19 protein-coding genes are annotated in these 20363 nt (G+C 62.3%); 6 read left to right on the top strand and 13 right to left on the bottom strand.

Translation table 11 applies throughout. The annotated features are described in order from the left end of the window. Window positions 1-266 precede the first annotated feature (266 nt). Entirely contained in the window at window positions 267-701 is a 435-nt protein-coding gene (gene mutT / locus BLT26_RS02395) for an 8-oxo-dGTP diphosphatase MutT (protein ID WP_091507658.1), read from the top strand. Between the two features lie 112 nt (window positions 702-813). Here the strand turns inward: mutT and yacG are convergent, their stop codons facing one another. From yacG to pilB, 5 genes are all read right to left on the bottom strand, one after another. Further along, window positions 814-1032 (bottom strand): DNA gyrase inhibitor YacG, encoded by a 219-nt coding sequence (gene yacG / locus BLT26_RS02390; RefSeq protein WP_091507655.1) that lies wholly within the window; start codon window positions 1030-1032, stop codon window positions 814-816. A 148-nt stretch (window positions 1033-1180) separates the two neighbouring features. Then, window positions 1181-1786 carry a dephospho-CoA kinase gene (gene coaE, locus BLT26_RS02385; protein ID WP_091507652.1) on the bottom strand — a complete coding sequence of 202 codons (606 nt, stop codon included), beginning with the start codon at window positions 1784-1786 and terminating at the stop codon, window positions 1181-1183. A 162-nt stretch (window positions 1787-1948) separates the two neighbouring features. Further along, window positions 1949-2830, bottom strand: a complete 882-nt coding sequence (locus tag BLT26_RS02380; protein WP_091507649.1) for a prepilin peptidase — start codon at window positions 2828-2830, stop codon at window positions 1949-1951. 3 nt (window positions 2831-2833) lie between these two features. Beyond that, a complete protein-coding gene (locus BLT26_RS02375; protein ID WP_091507645.1) occupies window positions 2834-4045 on the bottom strand; it encodes a type II secretion system F family protein in 1212 nt (403 codons plus the stop codon). A 119-nt stretch (window positions 4046-4164) separates the two neighbouring features. Further along, on the bottom strand, window positions 4165-5877 hold the full coding sequence (gene pilB / locus BLT26_RS02370; protein ID WP_091507642.1) for a type IV-A pilus assembly ATPase PilB: 1713 nt from the start codon (window positions 5875-5877) through the stop codon (window positions 4165-4167). Between the two features lie 536 nt (window positions 5878-6413). Here pilB and BLT26_RS02365 point away from each other — a divergent pair. Further along, window positions 6414-6836: a pilin gene (locus BLT26_RS02365; RefSeq protein WP_091507638.1), complete on the top strand. Its 423-nt coding sequence runs from the start codon at window positions 6414-6416 to the stop codon at window positions 6834-6836. A gap of 156 nt (window positions 6837-6992) precedes the next feature. Here BLT26_RS02365 and BLT26_RS02360 read toward each other — a convergent pair whose 3' ends face one another. The 4 genes from BLT26_RS02360 to imuA all read right to left on the bottom strand — a co-directional run bounded on the left by BLT26_RS02360 (window position 6993) and on the right by imuA (window position 13185). Beyond that, window positions 6993-10145: an error-prone DNA polymerase gene (locus BLT26_RS02360; RefSeq protein WP_091507634.1), complete on the bottom strand. Its 3153-nt coding sequence runs from the start codon at window positions 10143-10145 to the stop codon at window positions 6993-6995. Between the two features lie 336 nt (window positions 10146-10481). Further along, window positions 10482-10745 carry a GIY-YIG nuclease family protein gene (locus BLT26_RS02355; protein ID WP_091507630.1) on the bottom strand — a complete coding sequence of 88 codons (264 nt, stop codon included), beginning with the start codon at window positions 10743-10745 and terminating at the stop codon, window positions 10482-10484. A 129-nt stretch (window positions 10746-10874) separates the two neighbouring features. Continuing rightward, entirely contained in the window at window positions 10875-12380 is a 1506-nt protein-coding gene (locus BLT26_RS02350) for a Y-family DNA polymerase (protein ID WP_091507626.1), read from the bottom strand. 97 nt (window positions 12381-12477) lie between these two features. Continuing rightward, window positions 12478-13185 carry a translesion DNA synthesis-associated protein ImuA gene (gene imuA, locus BLT26_RS02345; protein ID WP_245720554.1) on the bottom strand — a complete coding sequence of 236 codons (708 nt, stop codon included), beginning with the start codon at window positions 13183-13185 and terminating at the stop codon, window positions 12478-12480. A 311-nt stretch (window positions 13186-13496) separates the two neighbouring features. On the opposite strand from imuA, the gene dcd reads away from it, so the two are divergent. The 3 genes from dcd to BLT26_RS02330 are packed head-to-tail and all read left to right on the top strand — an operon-like array spanning window position 13497 to window position 15528. After that, complete coding sequence (dcd, locus tag BLT26_RS02340) at window positions 13497-14066, top strand: dCTP deaminase (RefSeq protein WP_091507622.1); 570 nt, start codon at window positions 13497-13499, stop codon at window positions 14064-14066. A 57-nt stretch (window positions 14067-14123) separates the two neighbouring features. Continuing rightward, window positions 14124-15332 (top strand): BaiN/RdsA family NAD(P)/FAD-dependent oxidoreductase, encoded by a 1209-nt coding sequence (locus BLT26_RS02335; protein ID WP_091507618.1) that lies wholly within the window; start codon window positions 14124-14126, stop codon window positions 15330-15332. Between the two features lie 10 nt (window positions 15333-15342). Beyond that, on the top strand, window positions 15343-15528 hold the full coding sequence (locus BLT26_RS02330; RefSeq protein WP_091507615.1) for a hypothetical protein: 186 nt from the start codon (window positions 15343-15345) through the stop codon (window positions 15526-15528). 319 nt (window positions 15529-15847) lie between these two features. Here BLT26_RS02330 and BLT26_RS02325 read toward each other — a convergent pair whose 3' ends face one another. After that, window positions 15848-18076, bottom strand: a complete 2229-nt coding sequence (locus BLT26_RS02325; protein WP_425435264.1) for a S46 family peptidase — start codon at window positions 18074-18076, stop codon at window positions 15848-15850. A gap of 363 nt (window positions 18077-18439) precedes the next feature. Next, complete coding sequence (locus tag BLT26_RS02320) at window positions 18440-18703, bottom strand: glycine zipper domain-containing protein (RefSeq protein ID WP_245720553.1); 264 nt, start codon at window positions 18701-18703, stop codon at window positions 18440-18442. A 143-nt stretch (window positions 18704-18846) separates the two neighbouring features. Between BLT26_RS02320 and BLT26_RS02315 the strand changes: the two genes are divergently transcribed. Beyond that, window positions 18847-19077 carry a DUF3820 family protein gene (locus tag BLT26_RS02315; RefSeq protein WP_091507604.1) on the top strand — a complete coding sequence of 77 codons (231 nt, stop codon included), beginning with the start codon at window positions 18847-18849 and terminating at the stop codon, window positions 19075-19077. A 41-nt stretch (window positions 19078-19118) separates the two neighbouring features. Here the strand turns inward: BLT26_RS02315 and BLT26_RS02310 are convergent, their stop codons facing one another. Beyond that, on the bottom strand, window positions 19119-19346 hold the full coding sequence (locus tag BLT26_RS02310) for a ChaB family protein (protein WP_091507600.1): 228 nt from the start codon (window positions 19344-19346) through the stop codon (window positions 19119-19121). A gap of 435 nt (window positions 19347-19781) precedes the next feature. Next, entirely contained in the window at window positions 19782-20249 is a 468-nt protein-coding gene (locus BLT26_RS02305) for a Tll0287-like domain-containing protein (protein WP_245720552.1), read from the bottom strand. Window positions 20250-20363: the final 114 nt, after the last annotated feature.

The following is a 20363-nucleotide window of genomic DNA, read 5'->3' as shown; positions in this document are numbered from 1 at the left end:
TCGCCGCGCCTGACGTTTCGTCTCCCGCAGCCGACGCGCATGCCGCGGGGCGGTAACGCCGTCCGCCTCAACACCTAGTTCCTCGCCCTTTTCCGGGGCCTGTAGGCAGGCGGCCACGTGCAGCAGGGTGGCCGCCAGTGCCCCTCCCGCCGCTCAGCTCCCGGGCCGCTATCAACCGCCGGGTTTGCCACTCCCCTTGAGATACGTCGCGAAGGGTTTTATAAGGACAGCCCCGGTACCGGGTTTATGGCTGAAGTGAGACGTGAATGGTGAGCGAAACCTTGACGGACAGGAAAGTGATTCATGTGGCGGTGGGCGTGGTACGCCGCGCGGACGGCCGCATCCTGATTGCGCGTCGCCCGGACCACCTGCACATGGGTGGGCGCTGGGAGTTTCCCGGTGGCAAGGTCGAGGAGGGCGAGACAGTGCAGCAGGCGCTGGCCCGGGAGTTACGCGAAGAGGTGGCCATCGAGGCCGGTGGCTTGCAGCCGCTGACGGAGATCCGGCACGATTATCCGGAAAAGACGGTGCTGCTGGACACCTGGTGGGTGCTGGCCTTTACCGGCGAGGCGCGGGGGCTCGAGGCTCAGGAAGTGCGCTGGGTGGCCCTGGACGAGCTGGACAGCTACCGGTTCCCGGATGCCAACCGCGAGATCATCGCCGCAATCAGGGCTGCAACGACTCCTGGTAACGACCCGTAGGAGCGGCCGCTGGCCGCGACCGGCTACTTACCTGCGGAGTGTGTCCTGTCGCCCGGCCTGCGCCAATGAGCCAGGCGAGCGTGTGAGCCATCCCCTGGTTTGCCCAGGAGCCTCAGTGCTTCTTCGTGGATGGATCCAGGTCCTCGCTCAGCACGTCGTCGTAGGCGGGCTGGCCCGGTATCTTGTGGCCCTCGCTGGCCCACTCTCCCAGGTCGATCAGCTTGCAGCGCTCGCTGCAGAAGGGGCGGAAGGGGAACTTGTCATTCCACTCGATCGGTTTCTTGCAGGTGGGGCAATTCAGGGTGGGGCTGCCCGATTTCTCTTTGCTCATAGTTCAGGTTTTCTGTCCGGTCTCGTACAACTCTAACCTGCCACTATACCATCAGCTGCAATTGGCCACGACACGCCGGGGCACGTGGCCCGGGGCGCTTGCTGTCTCAGTCAGGGAAGGCCGTGGCTGCTGGAGTCAGGGTGGAGGCTCAGTCGTTGCTGCCGGTGGCCAGGCGCAGGTATTCCTGGTGCAGCTGCTCGACCTGGCGGCGGAGGCTGGCGCGGTCGCCACTATTGTCCAGTACATCGTCTGCACGGGCCAGGCGCTTCTCGCGCGGCAGCTGGGCGGCCATGATCCTGCGGATCTGCTCCGGGGTATTGCCGTCGCGGGCGCCGGCGCGCTCCAGCTGCAAGGCCTCGGGTACGTCGACCACGCACACGCGCTGCACCAGCTCGGACTGGCCGGACTCGATCAGGAGCGGGGATTCCAGGATTGCGTAGGGGCCGGGGCTTCCCTGCAGGGCTTTGATAATTTCCTCGCGGATCAGCGGGTGCAGCAGGGCCTCCAGCCATTTGCGCTCGACCTCGTGGTCAAACACCAGCGCGCGCAGGCGGGCGCGGTCAAGTTCACCACTTTCGAGCAGTATTCCTGCGCCGAAGTGCGCGGCAATCTCCTCCAGCGCCGGCTTGCCGGGCTGCACCACCACCCGCGCGGCCCAGTCCGCGTCCACGACCCTGATGCCGAGTTCGCGGAAGCAGTCCGCCGCCGCGGACTTGCCACTGCCAATTCCGCCGGTCAACCCAATCGTCAGCATTTGTAATCCTCGCACATGTAGGAGCGGCCGCTGGCCGCGACCGCTCCCCCTCGGGCGCCCTCGTAGGAGCCTGCCTGCAGGCGAACGTCATTTAACCGGTAATCAAGCGATCGGGTCGACCTGCGTTTCGCCTGCAAGCAGGCTCCTGCATCAAGATAAGTCTCAGCCCAGCCCCGAGTAACCCAGGTACCACCCCATGATCTCTTCGCCCCAGAGCATGGCGATCCAGCCGGCCCCGGCCAGGTAGGGGCCAAAGGCGATGGGCAGGTTGCGGTCGCGACCGGCGATGGCGCTCCAGGCCAGGCCAGCCACGGCGCCCACTGCCGCGGACAGCAGGATAACCAGCGGCAGCATCTGCCAGCCGAACCAGGCGCCGATGGCGGCCAGGATCTTGAAATCCCCCGCGCCCATGCCTTCCTTGCCGGTCACCAGCTTGAAGACATGATAGACCGACCAGAGCGCCAGGTAGCCGGCGATCGCCCCGATCACCGCATCCTGCAGCGGTACGAATACACCCCAGTAGTTGATCAGCAGCCCGGTCCACAGCAGCGGCAGGGTGATGCTGTCGGGTAGCAGCTGACGGTCGAAATCGATGCCCGTGAGCGCCACCAGCGCCCAAGTAAACACGCAGCCGGCGGCGGCCTGCCAGGTGAAGCCCAGCTGCCAGACCACGATTGCGGTCAGGATTCCGGTGGCAAGTTCCACCAGCGGGTAGCGCCTCGAAATGCTCGCGCCGCAGTTGCTGCACTTGCCGCCGAGTGCCAGGTAACTCACCAGCGGCACGTTGTGCCACGGTTTGATCTCTTTATCGCAGTTGGGACAGTGGGAATGGGGCAGGATAAGGCTGAAAGATTCCTCCAGCTCCTCTTTTTCTCCCGGCTTGGGTTCCAGCTCGAAATAGCTGTAGAAGTCGCGCTTGTATTCGCGCTCCATCATGATGGGCAGGCGGTAGATGACCACGTTCAGGAAGCTGCCGATCAGCAGGCCCAAAACAAGAGCGCTGCCCGAGAGCAGCGCCTGTTGCGAAACGATTGTATCGAGCATTTCTTATACGACCTGGCCCAGCTGGAAGATTGGCATGTACATTGCGATCATCAGGCCGCCCACCAGAATGCCGAGCACTGCCATAATCATGGGTTCCAGGAGGGTGGTGAGGTTGTCCACCATATTGTCCACGGCCTCCTCGTAAAAGTCCGCCGCCTTGCTCAGCATCTCGTCCAGCGCGCCCGATTCCTCGCCGATTGCGGTCATCTGGATCAACATGGTGGGAAACAAGCCAGAAGTGCGCAGGGCACCGTTGAGGGGGATACCGGTAGCCACAGAATCACGGATTTTCATTGTGGCCTCCTCATAGACGCTATTACCGGTGGCGCCGGCCACGGACTTGAGGGCATCGATCAGGGGCACGCCCGCGGCGAAGGTGGTGGACAGTGTCCGTGCAAAGCGCGCTGCGATGGAGTTATAGGTAATTGTGCCGAGAATCGGCAGCTTGAGAACCAGCCTGTCAAAGAACTGGGCTACGTTCTTATTGCGCTTTTTCGCCTCGATGACACCGCCGATACCGACTACGACCACGAGCAGTGCCATAAACCAGTTAGCCTGCATCCACTCGGAGAGGCCGACAACGAACAGGGTAAATGCGGGAAGTTCCGCGCCAAAGCTGGAGAATGTCTCGGCAAACTGCGGAACCACCTTAACCAGCAGGATGGCGGTAACAACAATGGCGACCACGATAACCGCAATCGGGTAGGTCATTGCCTTCTTGATCTTGGCCTTCAGGGATTCGGTCTTTTCCTTGTAGGTGGCGATGCGGTCCAGCATGGTCTCCAGGGCGCCGGACTGCTCGCCTGAGGCGACCAGGTTGCAGAAGAGCTCATCGAAATACAGCGGGTGCTTGCGCAGGGCCTCGGCGAAGGCTGTACCGGAGGCCACATCGTCGCGAATTTTCAGTATCAGTTCCCTGACGCCCTCGTTGTCCACGCCGTCGGCAACCAATTCGAAGCTCTGCACAAGTGGCACCCCGGCTTTCATCATGGTCGCCATCTGGCGCGTAAACAGGGCGATGTCCGCGGGCTTAACTTTCTTCTTGCCGCCGAAAAGGGGTTTCGGTTTCTTCCTTACCTGGTTCGCGATAATGCCCTGTTTGCGCAGTTGTGCCTTGATCAGCGAAGGGCTGGTGCCGGTGAGTTCGCCCTCGACCTTATTGCCTTTGTTGTCTACGCCCTTATAGACATACGCGACTGCAGTGGCGTTGGCCATGATAGTAATTCCTGTTTCTTGTTATCGCACGGTTTGCACCGCGTCTCTATGCTGTATCGGCGAAATTTTCATTGCCGGCGGCAGGGGGCAATATCCCCCGGCCGTTTGTCGGTCTTTACCTAGTCTTTTGTGACCCGGTTTGCCTCCTCGAGGCTGGTGACCCCCATTACCACCTTGCGCAGGGCGGAGGTGCGAAGGTTGTTGAAGCCCTCCTTGCGGGCCTGGTCGGCAATCTGGATGGAGTTGCCACCCTCCATTATAATTCTTGAGATTCCGTCGGTGATGCGAACCACTTCATACACACCCACCCGGCCCTTATAGCCCTTGGAGCAGTGTTCACAGCCCACAGGCTGGTAGATTTTCCACTCCTGCCGGTCGATATCCACCGCATCAAAGCCCTCCTGCTTCAATACCTCGTCGGGGAGGGTGGCCGGTTTCTTGCACTCCCCGCAGAGGCGCCGGGCCAGGCGCTGGGCGATGATAACGCTGACCGAGGTGGCGATATTGAATGTGGGCACACCCATGTTCATCAGGCGGGTCAGGGTCTCCGGGGCCGAATTGGTATGCAGGGTGGACAGCACCAGGTGGCCCGTCTGCGCCGCCTTGATGGCGATCTCGGCGGTTTCCAGATCGCGGATCTCGCCCACCATGACGATATCGGGGTCCTGGCGCAGGAAGGAGCGCAGGGCCTCGGCGAAGTTGAGGCCCACCTTGGGGTTCACGTTGACCTGGTTGATTCCCTCCAGGTTGATCTCCACCGGGTCCTCCGCGGTGGATATATTCCGCTCCGCAGTATTGAGGATGTTCAGGCCGGTATAGAGGGAGACCGTCTTACCAGAGCCGGTGGGACCGGTCACCAGGATCATACCCTGGGGCTGCGCCAGGGCATCCATATAGATCTGCTTCTGTTCGTCCTCGTAGCCCAGGGCGTCGATACCCAGTTTGGCCGAGGAGGGATCCAGGATCCGCAGTACGATCTTCTCGCCCCACAGGGTGGGGAGGCTGTTGACCCGGAAATCGATGGCCTTGGTCTTGGACAGCTTCATCTTGATGCGGCCGTCCTGCGGCACCCGTCGCTCGGAGATATCCATCTTGGACATCACTTTCAGGCGCGCAGAGATGCGGGTGGCCAGCTGGATGGGTGGCCTGGCTACCTCGTGCAGCACGCCGTCGGTACGCAGGCGCACCCGGTAGGTCTTTTCGTAGGGCTCGAAATGGATATCCGAGGCGCCGGTACGGATGGCGTCCAGCAGTATCTTGTTGACGAAGCGCACCACCGGGGCCTCGTCGCCACCGGGCTCGGCGTCGTCCTGCCGATCGACGCCCCCCCCCTCGACATCGAGGGCGTCCAGCGCTTCGTCGTCCATGCCGTCAAGGCCGGCACCCATGTTGTCGCTGTGGGACAGGTAGCTGTCGATGGCCTTGGCCAGCTTGTCGGCCTCCACCAGCACGGCCTCGGTATTGAGCCCAGTGTTGAAGTTGATCTCGTCAAGCGCGGCCAGGTTGGTGGGGTCGGCTACGGCCACGAACAGCCGGTTGCCGCGCTTGTAGAGCGGCAGGGTAAAGTGCTTGCTGATCAGCTTTTCAGCAATCACGTCCCGTGGAATCAGGTCGAAGTTGTAGCTGCCGAGGTCGAACAGCGGGGAGCCGAACGCCAGCGAGGCGATGCGGGCCAGTTCACGGCTCTTGACCAGCTTGGCCTCGACGGCGTGCTGGGCAAAGGAGTGGCCCTCGCGCTGGGCCGCCTTGGTGGCCGAGATTGCCGTGGGTTCGTCGAGAAGCTTGTCTGCCACCAGCCGCTTGGCCAGGCCGCTCAGGGGAGTACTGCTCATAGGTATCAGTGCGTCACTTTAGGGTGCAGTTGGGTGGTGCCGGTTGATATGGGCACAGCTTTGAATATCTGTTTACCTGCCTATCGGAACTTTTATCTCTTTTGTGCGATTCTCGCTATCTTGATCTATCCGGTAGATGCGCTCACTTCGGTGGGCCCGGGCGCGGTAAAATGGCCGGACATTTTACCGCCAGCTTCCGTAATATAACCAATAACCGGGGGCAGGCCAAACGGCGGTTGGTTTGTGATTTACTTCCAGTTTTAAGCAGCGTGGGGCAATGTGCGTGCGTGCTCGCTGGCTGTTTTTTCACTCTTGCGATATGCATACACCAACACCAGCAGTATGAATGTGACATTTTTCGTCACTTTTTTATTTTGTGTGTCGTGCTGGCCAAGATTTGACCGTAGGTCTCTTCCCTAACCCCCCGGAATCGTTGCGTTTGCGCGCTTGCGCAACTTGGCACAAACCTTGTATCTTCTACGGCGACTTCCTCACGGGATTCACTAAAACCAAATGTCTGTATGGAGACGGTTACAATGAAAAAACAACAGGGTTTTACTCTTATCGAATTGATGATCGTGGTTGCGATCATCGGCATCCTGGCCGCCATCGCTCTGCCGGCCTACCAGGACTACACCGCGCGTTCCCAGGCGGCTGAAGCGCCGAAGGTGACTTCCGGCCTGGCAACTGATATCGCCGTGTATGTTTCCGAGAATGGCATCGCCGGTGTAGAAGCTGATCCCAACGTCACTAACTCTGCCGCAGGCCTGAACGGCAAGTACATCACCGATGGTGGTGTGACAGTCGCCGCTATGGGTGTGATTTCCGTTCCGTTCGATGCCGGTGTACTGGCTGGTCAGACCATGACCCTGACCCCGCTCATCAATGGCGGCCAGATCTCCCAGTGGACCTGTGCCGGCCTGGCCAACCCGAACCACCTGCCTTCTGGCTGTCAGTAAGGTTGGGTCAGGAGAGCAGCGAGAGCCCGATTACTGGCTCCGCATAGTGCTCGCCTGAAAAAATCCCCGCCTAGTGCGGGGATTTTTTTGGTTTTTTGGTTTAAGAAAAACTGGCCGTACTGGAACGGCTGCGAGCGGTAGGCAGCTGGTTCGCCGTTATTTAAAGCTGCGCACGGCCTGGACCTCTTGCCAGGCAAGACAGCGGATTTCCCGGCCGACCAGGTGAATCACCGAGTAATCACTTCCCTCCCCCTCGACACCTACCTGAACCCTTCCACTGACTTCCAGCACATTGCCCCGCCTGATCTCTGACCGATAGCGTTGCTGCACCTGTTCCCACAGTACCAGGTTGACCGTGCCGGTCTCGTCCTCAAGCGTCATGAACATCACTCCCGCCGCGCTGCCCGGTCGCTGCCGGCAGGTCACCAACCCGATCACGTTTACCTGCTTGCCGTCACGGCAGTGGGCCAGGTCCCGCGCTTTCAGGCAGTGGCGGAACTCCTCGCGTCGGCGCAGGAGGGCGATGGGGTGTTCCCGCAGGGTCAGCCCGGTGCTGGCGTAGTCGCTGTAGGTGTTGTCCTCGACGGTATTGGACGGGATATGGGAGTGGCCGCTGGCAGCCTCATCCTCCCGGTCCAGTGATTCCCAGGTGTTCAGGTAGCGGTTCTCGGCCAGGCTGCGGAAGGCATTGGCGCTGGCTAGAAGGGCCAGCTGGTCCCGATGCAGATTTGTGAGTTGGCGGAACCGGGCCATGGAGGTGATTTCGTGCTCCTCGCGCAGCTGGCAGATGGTATCTGCACTCTGTTGTTCCAGGCCCTTTACCAGGCGCAGGCCGAGGCGGAGCATGGGTGTGGTTTGGCGCTCGTCCGGTGCCAGTTTTACCCCCTGCGGTTCACTGGATCCCGGCATGCGCCGGGATGACGATAGGGAAGGGGAAGTGTTGTCGGCGAACTCTATCTGGTGATCCCAGTGGCTGTAGAGCACGTCGATAGGCAGCACCTTCACGTTGTGGCGCTGGGCGTCGTAGACGAGTTGTGCCGGGGCGTAGAAGCCCATGGGCTGGCTGTTGAGCAGGCCGCAGTAGAAGGCCGCCGGGTGGTGGCATTTGATCCAGGCGGAGAAGTAGGCCAGCAGGGCGAAGCTGGCGGAGTGGGATTCGGGGAAGCCGTAGGAGCCGAAGCCCTTCATCTGCTCGAACAGCTGCTGGGCAAAGTCCGGCCGGTAGCCGTTCTTGAGCATGCCGGCCACCAGCTTGTCCTGGAACTGGTAGAGGTTGCCGTTCTTACCCCAGCTGGCCATGGCGCGGCGCAGCTGGTCGGCCTCGCCGCCGTTGAAGCCGGCGGCCACCATGGACAGCTGGATTACCTGTTCCTGGAAGATGGGTACCCCCAGGGTCCGTTCCAGTACCGGACGCAGGTTCTCATGCGGATAGCTGACCGGTTCCAGCCCCTGCTTGCGCTTCAGGTAGGGATGCACCATGCCGCCCTGGATGGGGCCGGGCCGCACTATGGCGATCTCGATGGTGAGCTCGTAGAAATTGCGCGGCTGCAGCCGCGGCAGCATGCTCATCTGGGCACGGGACTCGACCTGGAACACACCCACCGTGTCGGCGCGGCACATCATCTCGTAGACGGCCGGGTCCTCGGTAGGGATATCCTGCAGGCGCAGGCTGGGACCGTAGAGGCGCATATAGGTCAGCGACTTGCGCAGGGCGGTGAGCATGCCCAAGGCCAGGATATCCACCTTCATCAGTTTCAGGTCCTCGATATCCTCCTTGTCCCACTGCACGATGGTGCGGTCTTCCATGGCGGCATTCTCGATCGGCACCAGGGTGTGCAATGGCTGCTCGGTAATGACGAAGCCGCCCACATGCTGGGACAGGTGGCGGGGGAAGCCGTGGATCTGCTCCATCAGTCGCGGCAGCATGCGCCCGGCACTGCTGCGGGGGTCGATCCCCACTTTCTGCATCTGGCGGGGGAAATCCTCCATGGTGTCCCACCAGGTGCGCTCCGCCAGCAGTTGCTCGATGGTGGCGCTGCCCAGCCCCAGGGCCTTGCCGATATCCCGCAGGGCGCTCTTGAAGCGGTAGCTGATCTTGGTGGCGGCCAGCCCGGCGCGCTCACGGCCGTATTTTTCATAGATGTACTGGATGATTTCCTCGCGCCGCTCGTGCTCGAAGTCCACGTCGATATCCGGCGGCTCGTTGCGCTCACGGGAAATGAAACGCTCGAACAACAGGCCGATCTTGTGAGGGTCGATCTCGGTGATAAACAGGCAGTAACACGCCACCGAGTTGGCCGCCGAACCGCGGCCCTGGTAGAGGATATGCCGGCTGCGGGCGTACTGGACAATATCGTGGATGGTGAGGAAGTAGTGCTCGTAGCCGAGCTCGGCGATCAGCGCCAGCTCCTTCTCGATCTGCCCCGCGATGCGTGGCTCCGGTCCCCGGGGCCAGCGCGCCTTTACCCCGGCCTCCACCAGCTCGCGCAAATACTCGCCGGCTTCCCGGCCGGCGGGCAGGACTTCCGAAGGATACTGGTAGCGCAACTCATCCAGGCTGAAATGGCACCGGTCGGCGATGGCGGTGGTGTTGGCGATGGCCTCCGGCGGCTGGAGCCTCTCAATCTCTTCCAGCGGGCGCAGGTAGCGCTCGGCGTTCTGTTCGAGGCGGTAGCCCAGCTCGTCCAGGGTGCAGTTGTGGTAGCAGGCATTGAGCACATCCTGCAGGGGCTTGCGGCTGCGGCAGTGCATCAGCACCGCACCGGTGGCTACCAGCGGCAGCTGCTCGCAATCGGCCAGCTGTAACAGTTCCTCATTGTGCTGGTTCTGGCGCGACAGCAGGTGGTTGCTGAAGGCGATATAGAGCCGCTCGTGGAAGTGGGCTTTCAGTGCAGCGGGCATCTCCAGTGGCCGCTGGCGGGGCAGCCAGAGGGCGATGCATTTGTGGCAAGTGTGCAGCAGGTCATCCAGGGTGGTGCGGTAGCTGCCTTTTTCTGCCCGCAGGCGGGAGGCGGAAATCAGCTGGCAGAGCTCACTGTAGGCATCCCGGTCCGGGGCCAGCAGCACTACTTCACACGCAATGTCGCTAAGGCGGAAGTAGCTGCCGCAGATAAGTTTCAGCTGGCAGCCCTCCGTCTTCAGTTCCCCCAGCTGCTTGTAGGCACGGACCACGCCCGAGAGCGAACATTCGTCGGTGATGGCCAGGGCGCGGTAGCCCAGCTCGTGGGCGCGGGTTACCAGCTCCTGCGGGTGCGAGGCGCCCTGCAGGAATGAGAAGTTGCTCTGGCAGAAGAGTTCGGCGTACTGCATTTTGATTGCGGATACTCTGTTTTACTTCGCACCTCCCCCTGTGCCAGTAGCTGATTCCTGTGGTTTCTGGATCCCGGCATGCGCCGGGATGACGGGCGGTTTTTTTCAGATTTCCGGTGTTACCTTTACTCTCTCTGCTATGGCTCCAAACGGGTCCCATTATCGGGGTTTCCTGAGCGTGGCCTCGTATTTCTGTCGGGGATAAGCATGTTTAAAATTCCGCGAGGTTTCTCATCCATTATTGCCGTTATGCCGGCGCAGGCCGGCATCCAGAGGTGGTGGCTCATAAGTAAAGTTTGCCCCAGCAGTTCAGAGAATCTCCTGATACAGGTCTCGCTAGGCCGGGTTAAAACGCTCGATCATTTTCAGCTTCCAGGCCCTCCGCCAGCTTTTAATTTGCTTTTCCCACGTGATGGCAGAGGTCATGGTGCTGTGAAGCTCATACCAGACCAGATCCCTCACTCCATATTTGTGCGTGAAACCTTCAGAAAGCCCATCCCTGTGTTGCCAGATCCTCTGGGCCAGGCTCGAAGTGACTCCCGTGTAGAGTGTGCCGTTGCGCTTGCTGGCGAGGATGTAGACACAGGGTTGTCTGTGCATACCTTCTGGTCCGGTGGTTTTCTGGATCCCGGCCTGCGCCGGAGTGCCGGCCCAGCGGGATGACGACGGTAGTCACATCGACTCCGGCGAAGGCCGGCATCCAGTGCAGGGGGCTACGGGCTTGATGCATCACGCGTAGATCCCGTGCAGGTACCAGTCCTCGGAAGTGAGGTCCTGGTATACCCAGTAGAGGCCGCCTTCCTCGCCGCGGGCGATGTAGTAGTCGCGGGCGTGGCGGCGGTGTTGCCACCAGTAGCCGTCGATGCGCTCGGGGCCCTGTAGCAGGCGCAGCTCGCCGCGGTAGAAGAGCCGCTGCTGCCGGCACTGGATTCGGTCCGGGCGTGGCAGCAGCCAGCTGGGGCGGGCGGCGTTGACTGGCTGTACCCGGTGGCCGCGCTGGCGGCTCTGCAGCACCAGGCTGTCGGCGCTCTGCCAGGCCTGTTCCGGCAGGTGGCTCTCCTTCAGGCTGACGCCGGAGAGGGCCTGGTGGCCGAGGCGGGCGCGGAGCCGGTCCAGCAGCTGGTGGCTGCGCTGCACCCGGCTCGCCTCGCCGAACAGGTCGTCGTCCACGGTCTCCTGGCCCAGGGACTGCAGCCGATCGCAGGTCAGCTCAAGAGCCTGCACCGGCTGCTCCAGTACGATTCGTTCCAGTTGCAATTTGGTGAGGGCGATCAGCCGCTGGGCGTCGAGCAGCGGGCGCGAGATCTCCACGCTCACCACCTTGCAGCCCTGCTGGCCGAAATCCAGTTTCCAGCGCAACTGCTGGCTGTAGAGCTGGCGGCGCTGCAGTTGCTGGCACAACTCCCGCACCAGCCGGCCGGCGGGAAACAGCAGCTGCTCGCTGTTGTCCAGCGGGCTCGGGAAAAACAGTTCGCTGTGGAATTCCGGCGGTGGCTGGTAGCTGGGCACCGGGTCGTGGCGGGTGCCGTTGAGGCGCGCCAGGTAGTCGACAAAGTCCCGCCCGAAGCGGCTGCCGACTTCCGACAGCGGGATGGCCAGCAGCTGGCTGACCCGCTTGATGCCACAGGCATAGAGCTTGGCTATGGTCTTGTGGTCGCAGTCGAGCAGCTTGCCGGGGGCGAAGCTGATCCACTGGCGCCACTGCTGGGGGCTGGGAGGGGCTTTGGCCCCTGCCAGCCACTGACGGTGTTCTTCCAGCTGTCCCAGCATATGGGCGGCGCTGGGGCTGTGGCCGAGGCCCATGAAGGCGCTGATGTGCATCTGGCGCAGTTCGCTGCGCAACTGTTGCAGCAGCGGCTCCAGCCCGCCATTGGCTTTGAGGCAGCCGCCCAGCTCCAGGTACAGGCAGGCGTAATCGCCATCGCCGGTGTGCAGGGCACCCGCCGCGCGGGGGGATACCACCGGGGTAAAGCTGTAGCCCCACTGGGCCAGCTCCTGCAGCAGCCGCGCCTCGCGTTCCGTATCCCGCGGCAGCAGCTCGATCTCGGCGCACAGGGCGCAGGCGGTGGCGATGGTGAGCCCGCTGTGCACCCCGCGTGCCCGCGCGGCGCGGTTGGCGTCCACCACCAGCTGTTGCTCCACCACGGCCCGTGGCACGTCTTCGGGGCCGCCGCGCTGGGCGCGGGTCAGGGCCTGCAGTGGCAGGCGGGGAAATTGTATGCAGAGCCAGAGCATGGTGATTTTCCGTTTCTTCCCGTTTCTTTGTCGATTACCACATATCCAGGAGATTGATCGCGGCCATGGGCCGCTCCTACAGTCGCTTACGCGGCGCTCAGTGCAGTGGCCGGTCGCGGCGGGTGAGGTCCGCGGCGCGGGCCAGGTGCAGCCGCTGGCCGGTACGCCCTCCCAGCTGCTTCAGCAGTTGCAGGGCCAGCTGGTCGCCATCACTGGCCAGCTGCAGGCGCAGGCTGGCGGGTGACGGGCTGGCGGCGCAGGACTGCGGGCGGAAGTGGAAGTGGAGGCAGTCCCCCTCGCGTGCGGCTACCTGCAGGCGCCGCAGGTCCTTGTCGGCTGGCGGTTGCCGCTCCTGCCAGCTGAGCAGGGCGCCGCAGCAGCCGGACTGCAGCGACTGCTCCATGGCCCAGAGGCTGTCGCGGGGGCCCTGGGGGTGCAGGATCAGCAGTTTCTCCAGCTGCACGCCGGCGCTGGCCAGGGCCGGGGCATAGGGGATGTGTGGCGGGTTCACCAGCACCACCATCTGCTCCCGGCGGGTGAGTTCCGCCAGCGCGGGCAGCAACAGGCCCAGTTCGCCGATACCGGCCTGGTCCACCAACAGCTCGGTAGTGGCGCCGCGGGGCCAGCCGCCGCCGGCCAGCAGGGCATCCAGCCCGGCGTAGCCGGTGGTGATGCCGCTGCGCTGGCGCCGGTGCTCATTGGCTGCCTGCCAGATGTCGGCCCGGGCCAGTAGCTGGTCGAGCCGCTGTTGCTTCAGCCCATCAGTTAACTGCTTGTTTTGCAAAAGGTTTTCGGCACTGCTCACGGTTTCTGCCCTCGCGCTTTGCTCCCTGTCGGGGTTAGGACTGTGTTTTTGTACAGTTATTACTGGCAATTTATACAGTAGTTGGTGTGGGGCAACAAGGGGGTGGGAGCCTGGAGGCGCCGGTTTCATCTACCGCCGGTGCCGGATGAAATCGGGAGCCCATGGGATATCGGTCCGGGAGCGGGATGAGGATGGGGTGGAGCCATGCAGTCGCGATTGGCACTTTTTTGCACAGTGCAAACCGGCTATGATTCGGCCTCTTCATATACCAGCAAACTGACCAGCACAGCCTATTCGAACAGGGGGGCGGAGTGAGTATCAAATCCGACAAGTGGATTCGCCGGATGGCCGAGCAACACGGCATGATCGAGCCGTTTGAGCCCGGCCAGGTGCGCCACAATGGCAGCGGCGAGCGCCTGATTTCCTATGGCACCTCCAGCTATGGCTACGACGTGCGTTGCGCGGGCGAGTTCAAGATCTTCACCAACGTGCACTCCGCGACCGTGGATCCCAAGACCTTCGACGAGAACAGCTTTGTCGATGTAGAGGGGGATTCCTGCGTGATCCCGCCCAATTCCTTCGCCCTGGCCCGCACCGTGGAATACTTCCGTATCCCGCGCTCGGTATTGACCATCTGCCTGGGCAAGTCCACCTACGCGCGCTGCGGCATCATCGTGAACGTGACGCCGCTGGAGCCGGAGTGGGAGGGCCACGTGACCCTGGAGTTTTCCAATACCACCAACCTGCCAGCCAAGATCTACGCCCACGAAGGCGTGGCGCAGATGCTCTTCTTCGAGTCCGACGAAGTCTGTGACGTGTCCTACAAGGACCGCGGCGGCAAGTACCAGGGCCAGCGCGGCGTCACCCTGCCGCGCGCCTGATACCCTTTGATTCTTGCCGGGCGCCAACTGCGCCCGGCCCCGTCTGTCCTCCTTCCCATGAAAGAAGCCGCCCCCAAACCCCTGCCCGAACAGGTTGATGTACTGGTGATCGGTGCCGGTGCGGCCGGGCTGATGTGCGCGGCGGTGGCGGGCCAGCGAGGGCGCAGCGTGCTGGTGCTGGACCACGCCAACAAGGTGGGGAAGAAGATCCTGATGTCCGGCGGTGGGCGCTGTAATTTCACCAACCTCTATACCGGGCCGGAGAACTTCTACAGCGAGAATTCGCATTTCTGCAAGTCGGCGCTGGCCCGCTACACCCAGTGGGACTTTATCGCGCTGGTGGAGAAGCACGGCATCCCCTACCACGAGAAAACCCTCGGCCAGCTGTTCTGCGACAACAAGTCGAAGGACATTGTCGACCTGTTGCTGGCGGAATGCCGCGACGCCCGGGTGCAGATCCGCACCCGCTGTAGTATCGAGGCAGTGGTGCCGCTGGATAGCGGCTACCGGGTGGAGAGCAGCCTGGGTAGGGTGCAGTGCGAGTCCCTGGTGGTCGCGACCGGCGGGCTGTCGATTCCCACCATGGGCGCCAGCGGCTTCGGCTACGATATCGCCCGGCAGTTCGGCCTCAATATCGTGCCCACCCGCGCGGCGCTGGTGCCCTTTACCCTGCACGGGCGCCAGCTGGAGCGGCAGCAGGAACTGCCGGGCAGCGCCCTGCCGGTAACCGCCAGTTGTGGCGAGGGCTCTTTCCATGAGCAGATGCTGTTCACCCACCGCGGCCTGAGCGGGCCGGCAGTGTTGCAGGTCTCCAGCCACTGGCGCGAGGGAGAGGCGGTGACCTTCGACCTGGCCCCGGACCGGGAGCTGGCGCAGTGGCTGAACCAGCAGCGGGCAGAGAAACCCGAGGCGCACCTGCACACGATATTGGCGAGTCTGTGGAGCAGGAAACTGGCCCAGCACTTCCTGGCCGAAAGAAATATCGAGAGCCGCCCGCTGAAGCAGTTCAGCCCGGCCGAGCTGGCCACCATCGGGGAGGAGCTGCAGACCTGGCGGCTCGTGCCGGCGGGCACCGAGGGCTACCGCACCGCGGAAGTGACCCTGGGTGGGGTGGACACGGATGCTGTTTCCTCGCGCACCATGGAATGCAAATCGCAGCCGGGGCTCTACTTTATCGGCGAGGTGCTGGACGTGACCGGCTGGCTGGGGGGATACAATTTCCAGTGGGCCTGGGCTTCAGGCCATGCCGCCGGCGAAGTGGTATAAGGGAGCAGCGATGGGTGATGTAATCCAGTTCAAGAAGAAGACCGCCTGGGAGAAGCACCGGGGCAAGAGCCTGTGTCGCGATGGATTCCACAAGTGGCAGGTGGTCACCGAGCGCAAGTTCGACGTGAAGCAGGGAAAGCTGGTGACCGAGTACCGGTGCCAGCGATGTGGCAAGACCAAGACCAAGTTGCTTTGAACTCTTTTTCCTTTTATTGAATCTTTTGCACTCCTGTTTCCTTCCCGGTATGGCCGAATCAAGCCCCGAGGCTCGCCGTGAGATAAGCGCTCTCTGAACCCTTGAGGTGTCTGGATACCGGCCTTCGCCGGGGTGCCGGCCCAGCGGCATGACGCCGTTACTTGCCCGCTGTTGCCGTTGCCCGCGTCCAGCCGGCCGATCCTCCTGGCTGGGGGCCGGTGATAAGGTTGCTGGCCTGTGCCGGCGTGACGAAAACCCGGCCGGGAGACATAAAAAAGCCGGCGCAAGCGCCGGCTTTTTTGTCCTCACGGGGCAGGGCTCAGTGGGCAGTCTCTGCCGCCACCGATTCCGCCGCCACACCCATCTCCTCCAGCAGGTTGTGGGCGCCGTCGACCTTCTCCATTACCCACAACATGTATTCCACATCCACGTGGATGGCGCGGGTATTGTCATTGAAGTCCCAGTCGGCATTGATGCTGTCGTAGGTGCCGTCGAAAGCCAGGCCGATCAGCTCGCCCTTGCCGTTCATGGTGGCGGAACCGGAGTTGCCGCCGGTGATATCCACCGTGGAGAGGAAATTCACCGGTACCGAGTCCAGTTGCTCGTCATAGAAGCGGCCGTAGGCTTTTTCCTCGATGGCATCCAGCAGTGCCTGCGGCGCATCGAACGGGTCCTCACCGGTGTACTTGGCCTTGATACCGCGCAGGGTGGTGAACGGAACAAAGCCGTCCTTGCCGTCGTTGCCATCTGCCGGGCCCTGGATAGTGCCGGCCGGAGGCGTATAGCCTTTCACCAGGCCATAGGTTACACGCAGTGAACCGTTGGCATCCGGGTAGACCGGCTTATCCTGCTCCTCGTAATAGGCGATCAGCAGGTCCATATAGCGCGGGCGCAGTTCGGCGAAGCGGCCGGTCATGGCCTTGTCCTGCAGTTCGATCGCATGCATGTCTTCATACATGGATACAGCCAGCTGGATGAAGGGGTCGTCGCTCGCGCGGAACTCCTCGGGTGACTTCTCCATCCAGGCGAGGCGTGCTTCGGTCTCGGTCAGGCCGGTTGCTTCATACATCGCGGACAGCTTTTCCTGCAGGGCCTTACCGCTGGCGCTGTCGCCGAGGAAGGCGTCGAAGCTGGCGATACGCTGGGTCTCCGGCAGGGCATTGTAGCGCTCGATGAAGTAGGTCCAGATGGCCCGGTCCACTTGCGGGTGGAAGCGGCGCTCGATGCGCTTCATGCTCTCGGTGAACCGGGTCATGTCGCGCTCCTGGTAGCCAGGCTCTCGCTCCATGTCCGGCTTCTGCTTCTCCAGGCTCAGGCGATAGAGGTCGCGGGCCGCGCTCAGCATGGCGGAGCGGTCCATGAAGCGCAGTACCAGGTCGCGCTCCTGGGTGGACTGCTTCTCGTTGACCAGTTCCTGCAGGTCGGTGATCAGGGAGGCGTACTTCTCGGCGGATTCCGGGTTGGCCTCGATCCAGGCCTGCAGGTCGTTTTCCAGCTGGCGCTTGCGTGCGAGCAGGTCACTGCGGCCGTAGCCCTCCAGCATGCCGGTGAAGTTCTTGGAGTAGTTGTTCAGGCCGGCCACCAGGCTGGCGTACTTCAGCTCCGCGTCCTTGTTGCCCGCCGTGGCCTCGCCGATCACCGCCGACCAGTCCGCCAGTACCTTCTGCATGGTGGGGTAGTACCAGTTGAAATTGTTGTCCACCTCCGTCGCGGTGCGGTAGCGGTTGGTGCTGCCCGGATAGCCCGCCACCATCACGAAGTCGCCTTCCTGCGGGCCCTCGGTGGAGACGGTCAGGTGGTGCCGCGGCTGGTACGGAACGTTGTCCTCGGAATAGTCCGCCGGCTTGCCATCGGGACCGACATAGGCGCGCAGGAAGGAGTAGTCGCCGGTGTGGCGCGGCCACATCCAGTTGTCGATATCGCCACCGAACTTGCCGATCGAGGAGGCGGGGGCGTGGACCAGGCGCACATCGCGGATTTCCAGCTGCTTGATCAGGTAATAGCTGGCGCCGCCGTAGTAGCTGTAAACCTCGCAGCGATGGCCGGGGTCGGCTTCACAGTCGGACACCAGTCCCTTCTTGGCGTCCTCGATGGCGGCGAAGCGGGCGGCACCGTCCATACCCTCGCTGAGGGCACCGTCGATCTTGTCGGTTACGTCGTTCATATCCACGGTGACATAGACCCGGGAGCCGGGTGCCGCGGGCAGTTCCTCGTCCAGCGACCTGGCCAGGAAGCCGTTGGCCAGCAGGTCGTTGTCCTCGGTGGAGTTGTAGGAGATGGAGCCGTAGGCGCAGTGGTGGTTGGTCACCACCAGACCTTCCGGGGATACGAATGAGGCCGTGCAACCGCCCAGGCTGATCACCGCGTTCATGGGGAACTCGGTGAGATCGGTCATGGTTTTCGGATCCAGCTCCAGGCCGAGGCCCTGCAGCTTGTCACCCAGCTGGGGCAGCTGGCTCGGCATCCACATGCCCTCGGTGGAAACAGTGCTTACGGTGTCCGTTGCTCCGGCGCCGGCATCAGCGGGCTTGTCGCAGGCTGCCAGCAGCGCGACAGCCAGGGACAGCCCCAGGATTTTTGATGGATGGATAGGTTTCACGGCTTTTCCTTGGTTTTATTTGTTGCAGTGTGAGATGTCAGTGCGACCGCCACGGCCGGTCACGATGTTCTCATATTCCCATACTTGGCCCACGGGGAAAACGGCGGTCACCGAACAGGGCAAAAGTGACCTCAATGGGAGTCCAGGGAATACGAGGAGATGTGGGTAAAGGCAGAGGAGAGGGCGAGCCGTCCCTGGGCGATCGCCACGGCCGGTTCGCAGCCGCCGGGCAGGGATAAGGGCTGCCCCTATCCCTCGCGATGAGCTGCGGAGGAAGCAGCCCTGCCCGGAAGGGCAGGGCCGTTCACCGTCCTAGCGATAGATGCGATTGCCGTGGCGGTCGTAGCGGTAGTACCGCTTCTTGTTGCGGTCGTAGAGCCAGCCGGCGCCCGCGCCGAGAACGGCGCCCGCTGCCGTGGCACCGGGGCGGCCGCCTGAGATCAGGGCACCGGTAACGGCACCAATGCCTGCGCCGGTGCCGATTCGGCGGTCGGTATCGCTCATATTGGCACAGCCCGAGAAAAGGAGGCCGGCCGTTAGCAGGGACGCGAGTCCCGCGTGTTTGAGGGTTTGCATGGACATAAATACTCCTGATCACGCATCAATAGTGATTCGCCGGGGAATACTATTGTCGCGAGCCGGGAGTTCCCAATCTGGCTCCGGGTCAGCTCCTGTCGGATAATGGCGGCCAGAAGTCAGTGCGCAGTTAAGGCCGATAAATGTTTGAGAAGAAGGACCTGGTAGATATCGCCCGCATGCCGATGCCTTTCGGCAAGTATGCCGGACGTGTGTTGATCGACCTGCCGGAGGAATACCTGCTCTGGTTTGCGAAGAAAGGGTTCCCGCAGGGCCGCCTGGGGCACCTGCTGGCGCTGGCCCTGGAAATCAGGATCGAGGGGCTGGAGGGGCTGATTCACCCCCTCAGGGAAGGGAAGGTGACCGGGTACTGAGGTCGCTCAGGTGCCGCCCGGGGGGCAGCACCTGCCCCGGTTCAGTGCTTCGGGTGCCAGTCGCCGTCGTCGTCTTCCTCGTATTTCGCTTTTACCGCCGCCCAGGCCCCCGCGTGGGCGGCCTCCTCCCGGGTGGCCCCCCTGCGGTCGTTGGGATCCTCGTACTTGTCCCAGGCGCTGTTGAACGCCTCCAGGTAAACCTCCTGTGCGTCCATGGGAAGCACATTCCTGACATTGTCCGGCAGTTCGGTGGGATTGGCGTAGGGCATGGTGGCTCTCCTGGAGTTGGGAAACGGGGGTGCTGACCTTAATATAGACATTGCCCGGGTAAGCAGCTTCAACACTTCTTGCAGTGTGAAGCGGCAACAACAAGCGGTCCGTAACGGAGGCTGGACTAACCCGTAAATATACCCACAGCGGGTAACCACTGGTCTGAAACAACGACTTCAGCGAGTGAACAGCGGGAGTAGAGCCAGCCAGCTTAAAGAGAGGGAGCGGTCGAAATGAATTCGGCCGCTATTTCTTTGTGTGGCTGAAAAAATTTCCTGCCAGAATCGGCGCCGATTCAGGCTTATTTATTTTTATGATTTGAAACGCCCGGCATATGCCAAAGCGTTGCTAAAGTGCGGCCGCGTGGGCTGTGGCGGGGACCGGTTTCCCGGTCGCCGCCACGAGATGACGCCTTTGCAGGAGCCCGCCCGTGATTACAGCGGGATGCGGATCACCACGCCGCCCATGGTCTCCCCGAGTTCGAAATCGGTGCGTGGGCTGTCGGCATGGTCGTTGTGGCAGCTGACGCAGGCCGGGGATACTGCCACGTCCGGGTAGACCGCAGTGAAGTACTCGGTATCGCCCAGCTTTTCAGTGCCATAGAAGTTCTGGCCTGGGTTGTCGATGATGAATTCGAGACCCTGCTTCTCCAGCTCGGTGCGGGGCTTGTTCTGCTTGTTGATCGCCCACAGCGAGAGCAGGGCGTAGTTAAAGCCCGCCTGCTGCTCGGCCACCCGCTCTGCACCCATGCGCATCATCTGGGCCGGCAGCGGCAGCGCCTGGTTGTCTTTCCAGTGCTCATCCGCCTTGATGACCTTCTCCTCATTCTGCAGTCGGTTGACCACATTATTGGTGTAGCTGGCCCGGTCGGCCTCGATCACGGCGAAAATCGCATCTGCCATTCGTTCCGGGGCTATGCCAGTATTTTTAGAGCAGGCTGTGAGCACTGTTGTGGCTGCAATGATGCAGGCAAGGATACGCATGTTTTACCCTCCTATCGGGATTTTGCTGGAATT

Source organism: Microbulbifer yueqingensis (genome assembly GCF_900100355.1).
Taxonomy (GTDB): Bacteria; Pseudomonadota; Gammaproteobacteria; order Pseudomonadales; family Cellvibrionaceae; genus Microbulbifer; species Microbulbifer yueqingensis.
This window is presented reverse-complemented; position numbering and strand designations above follow the sequence as displayed.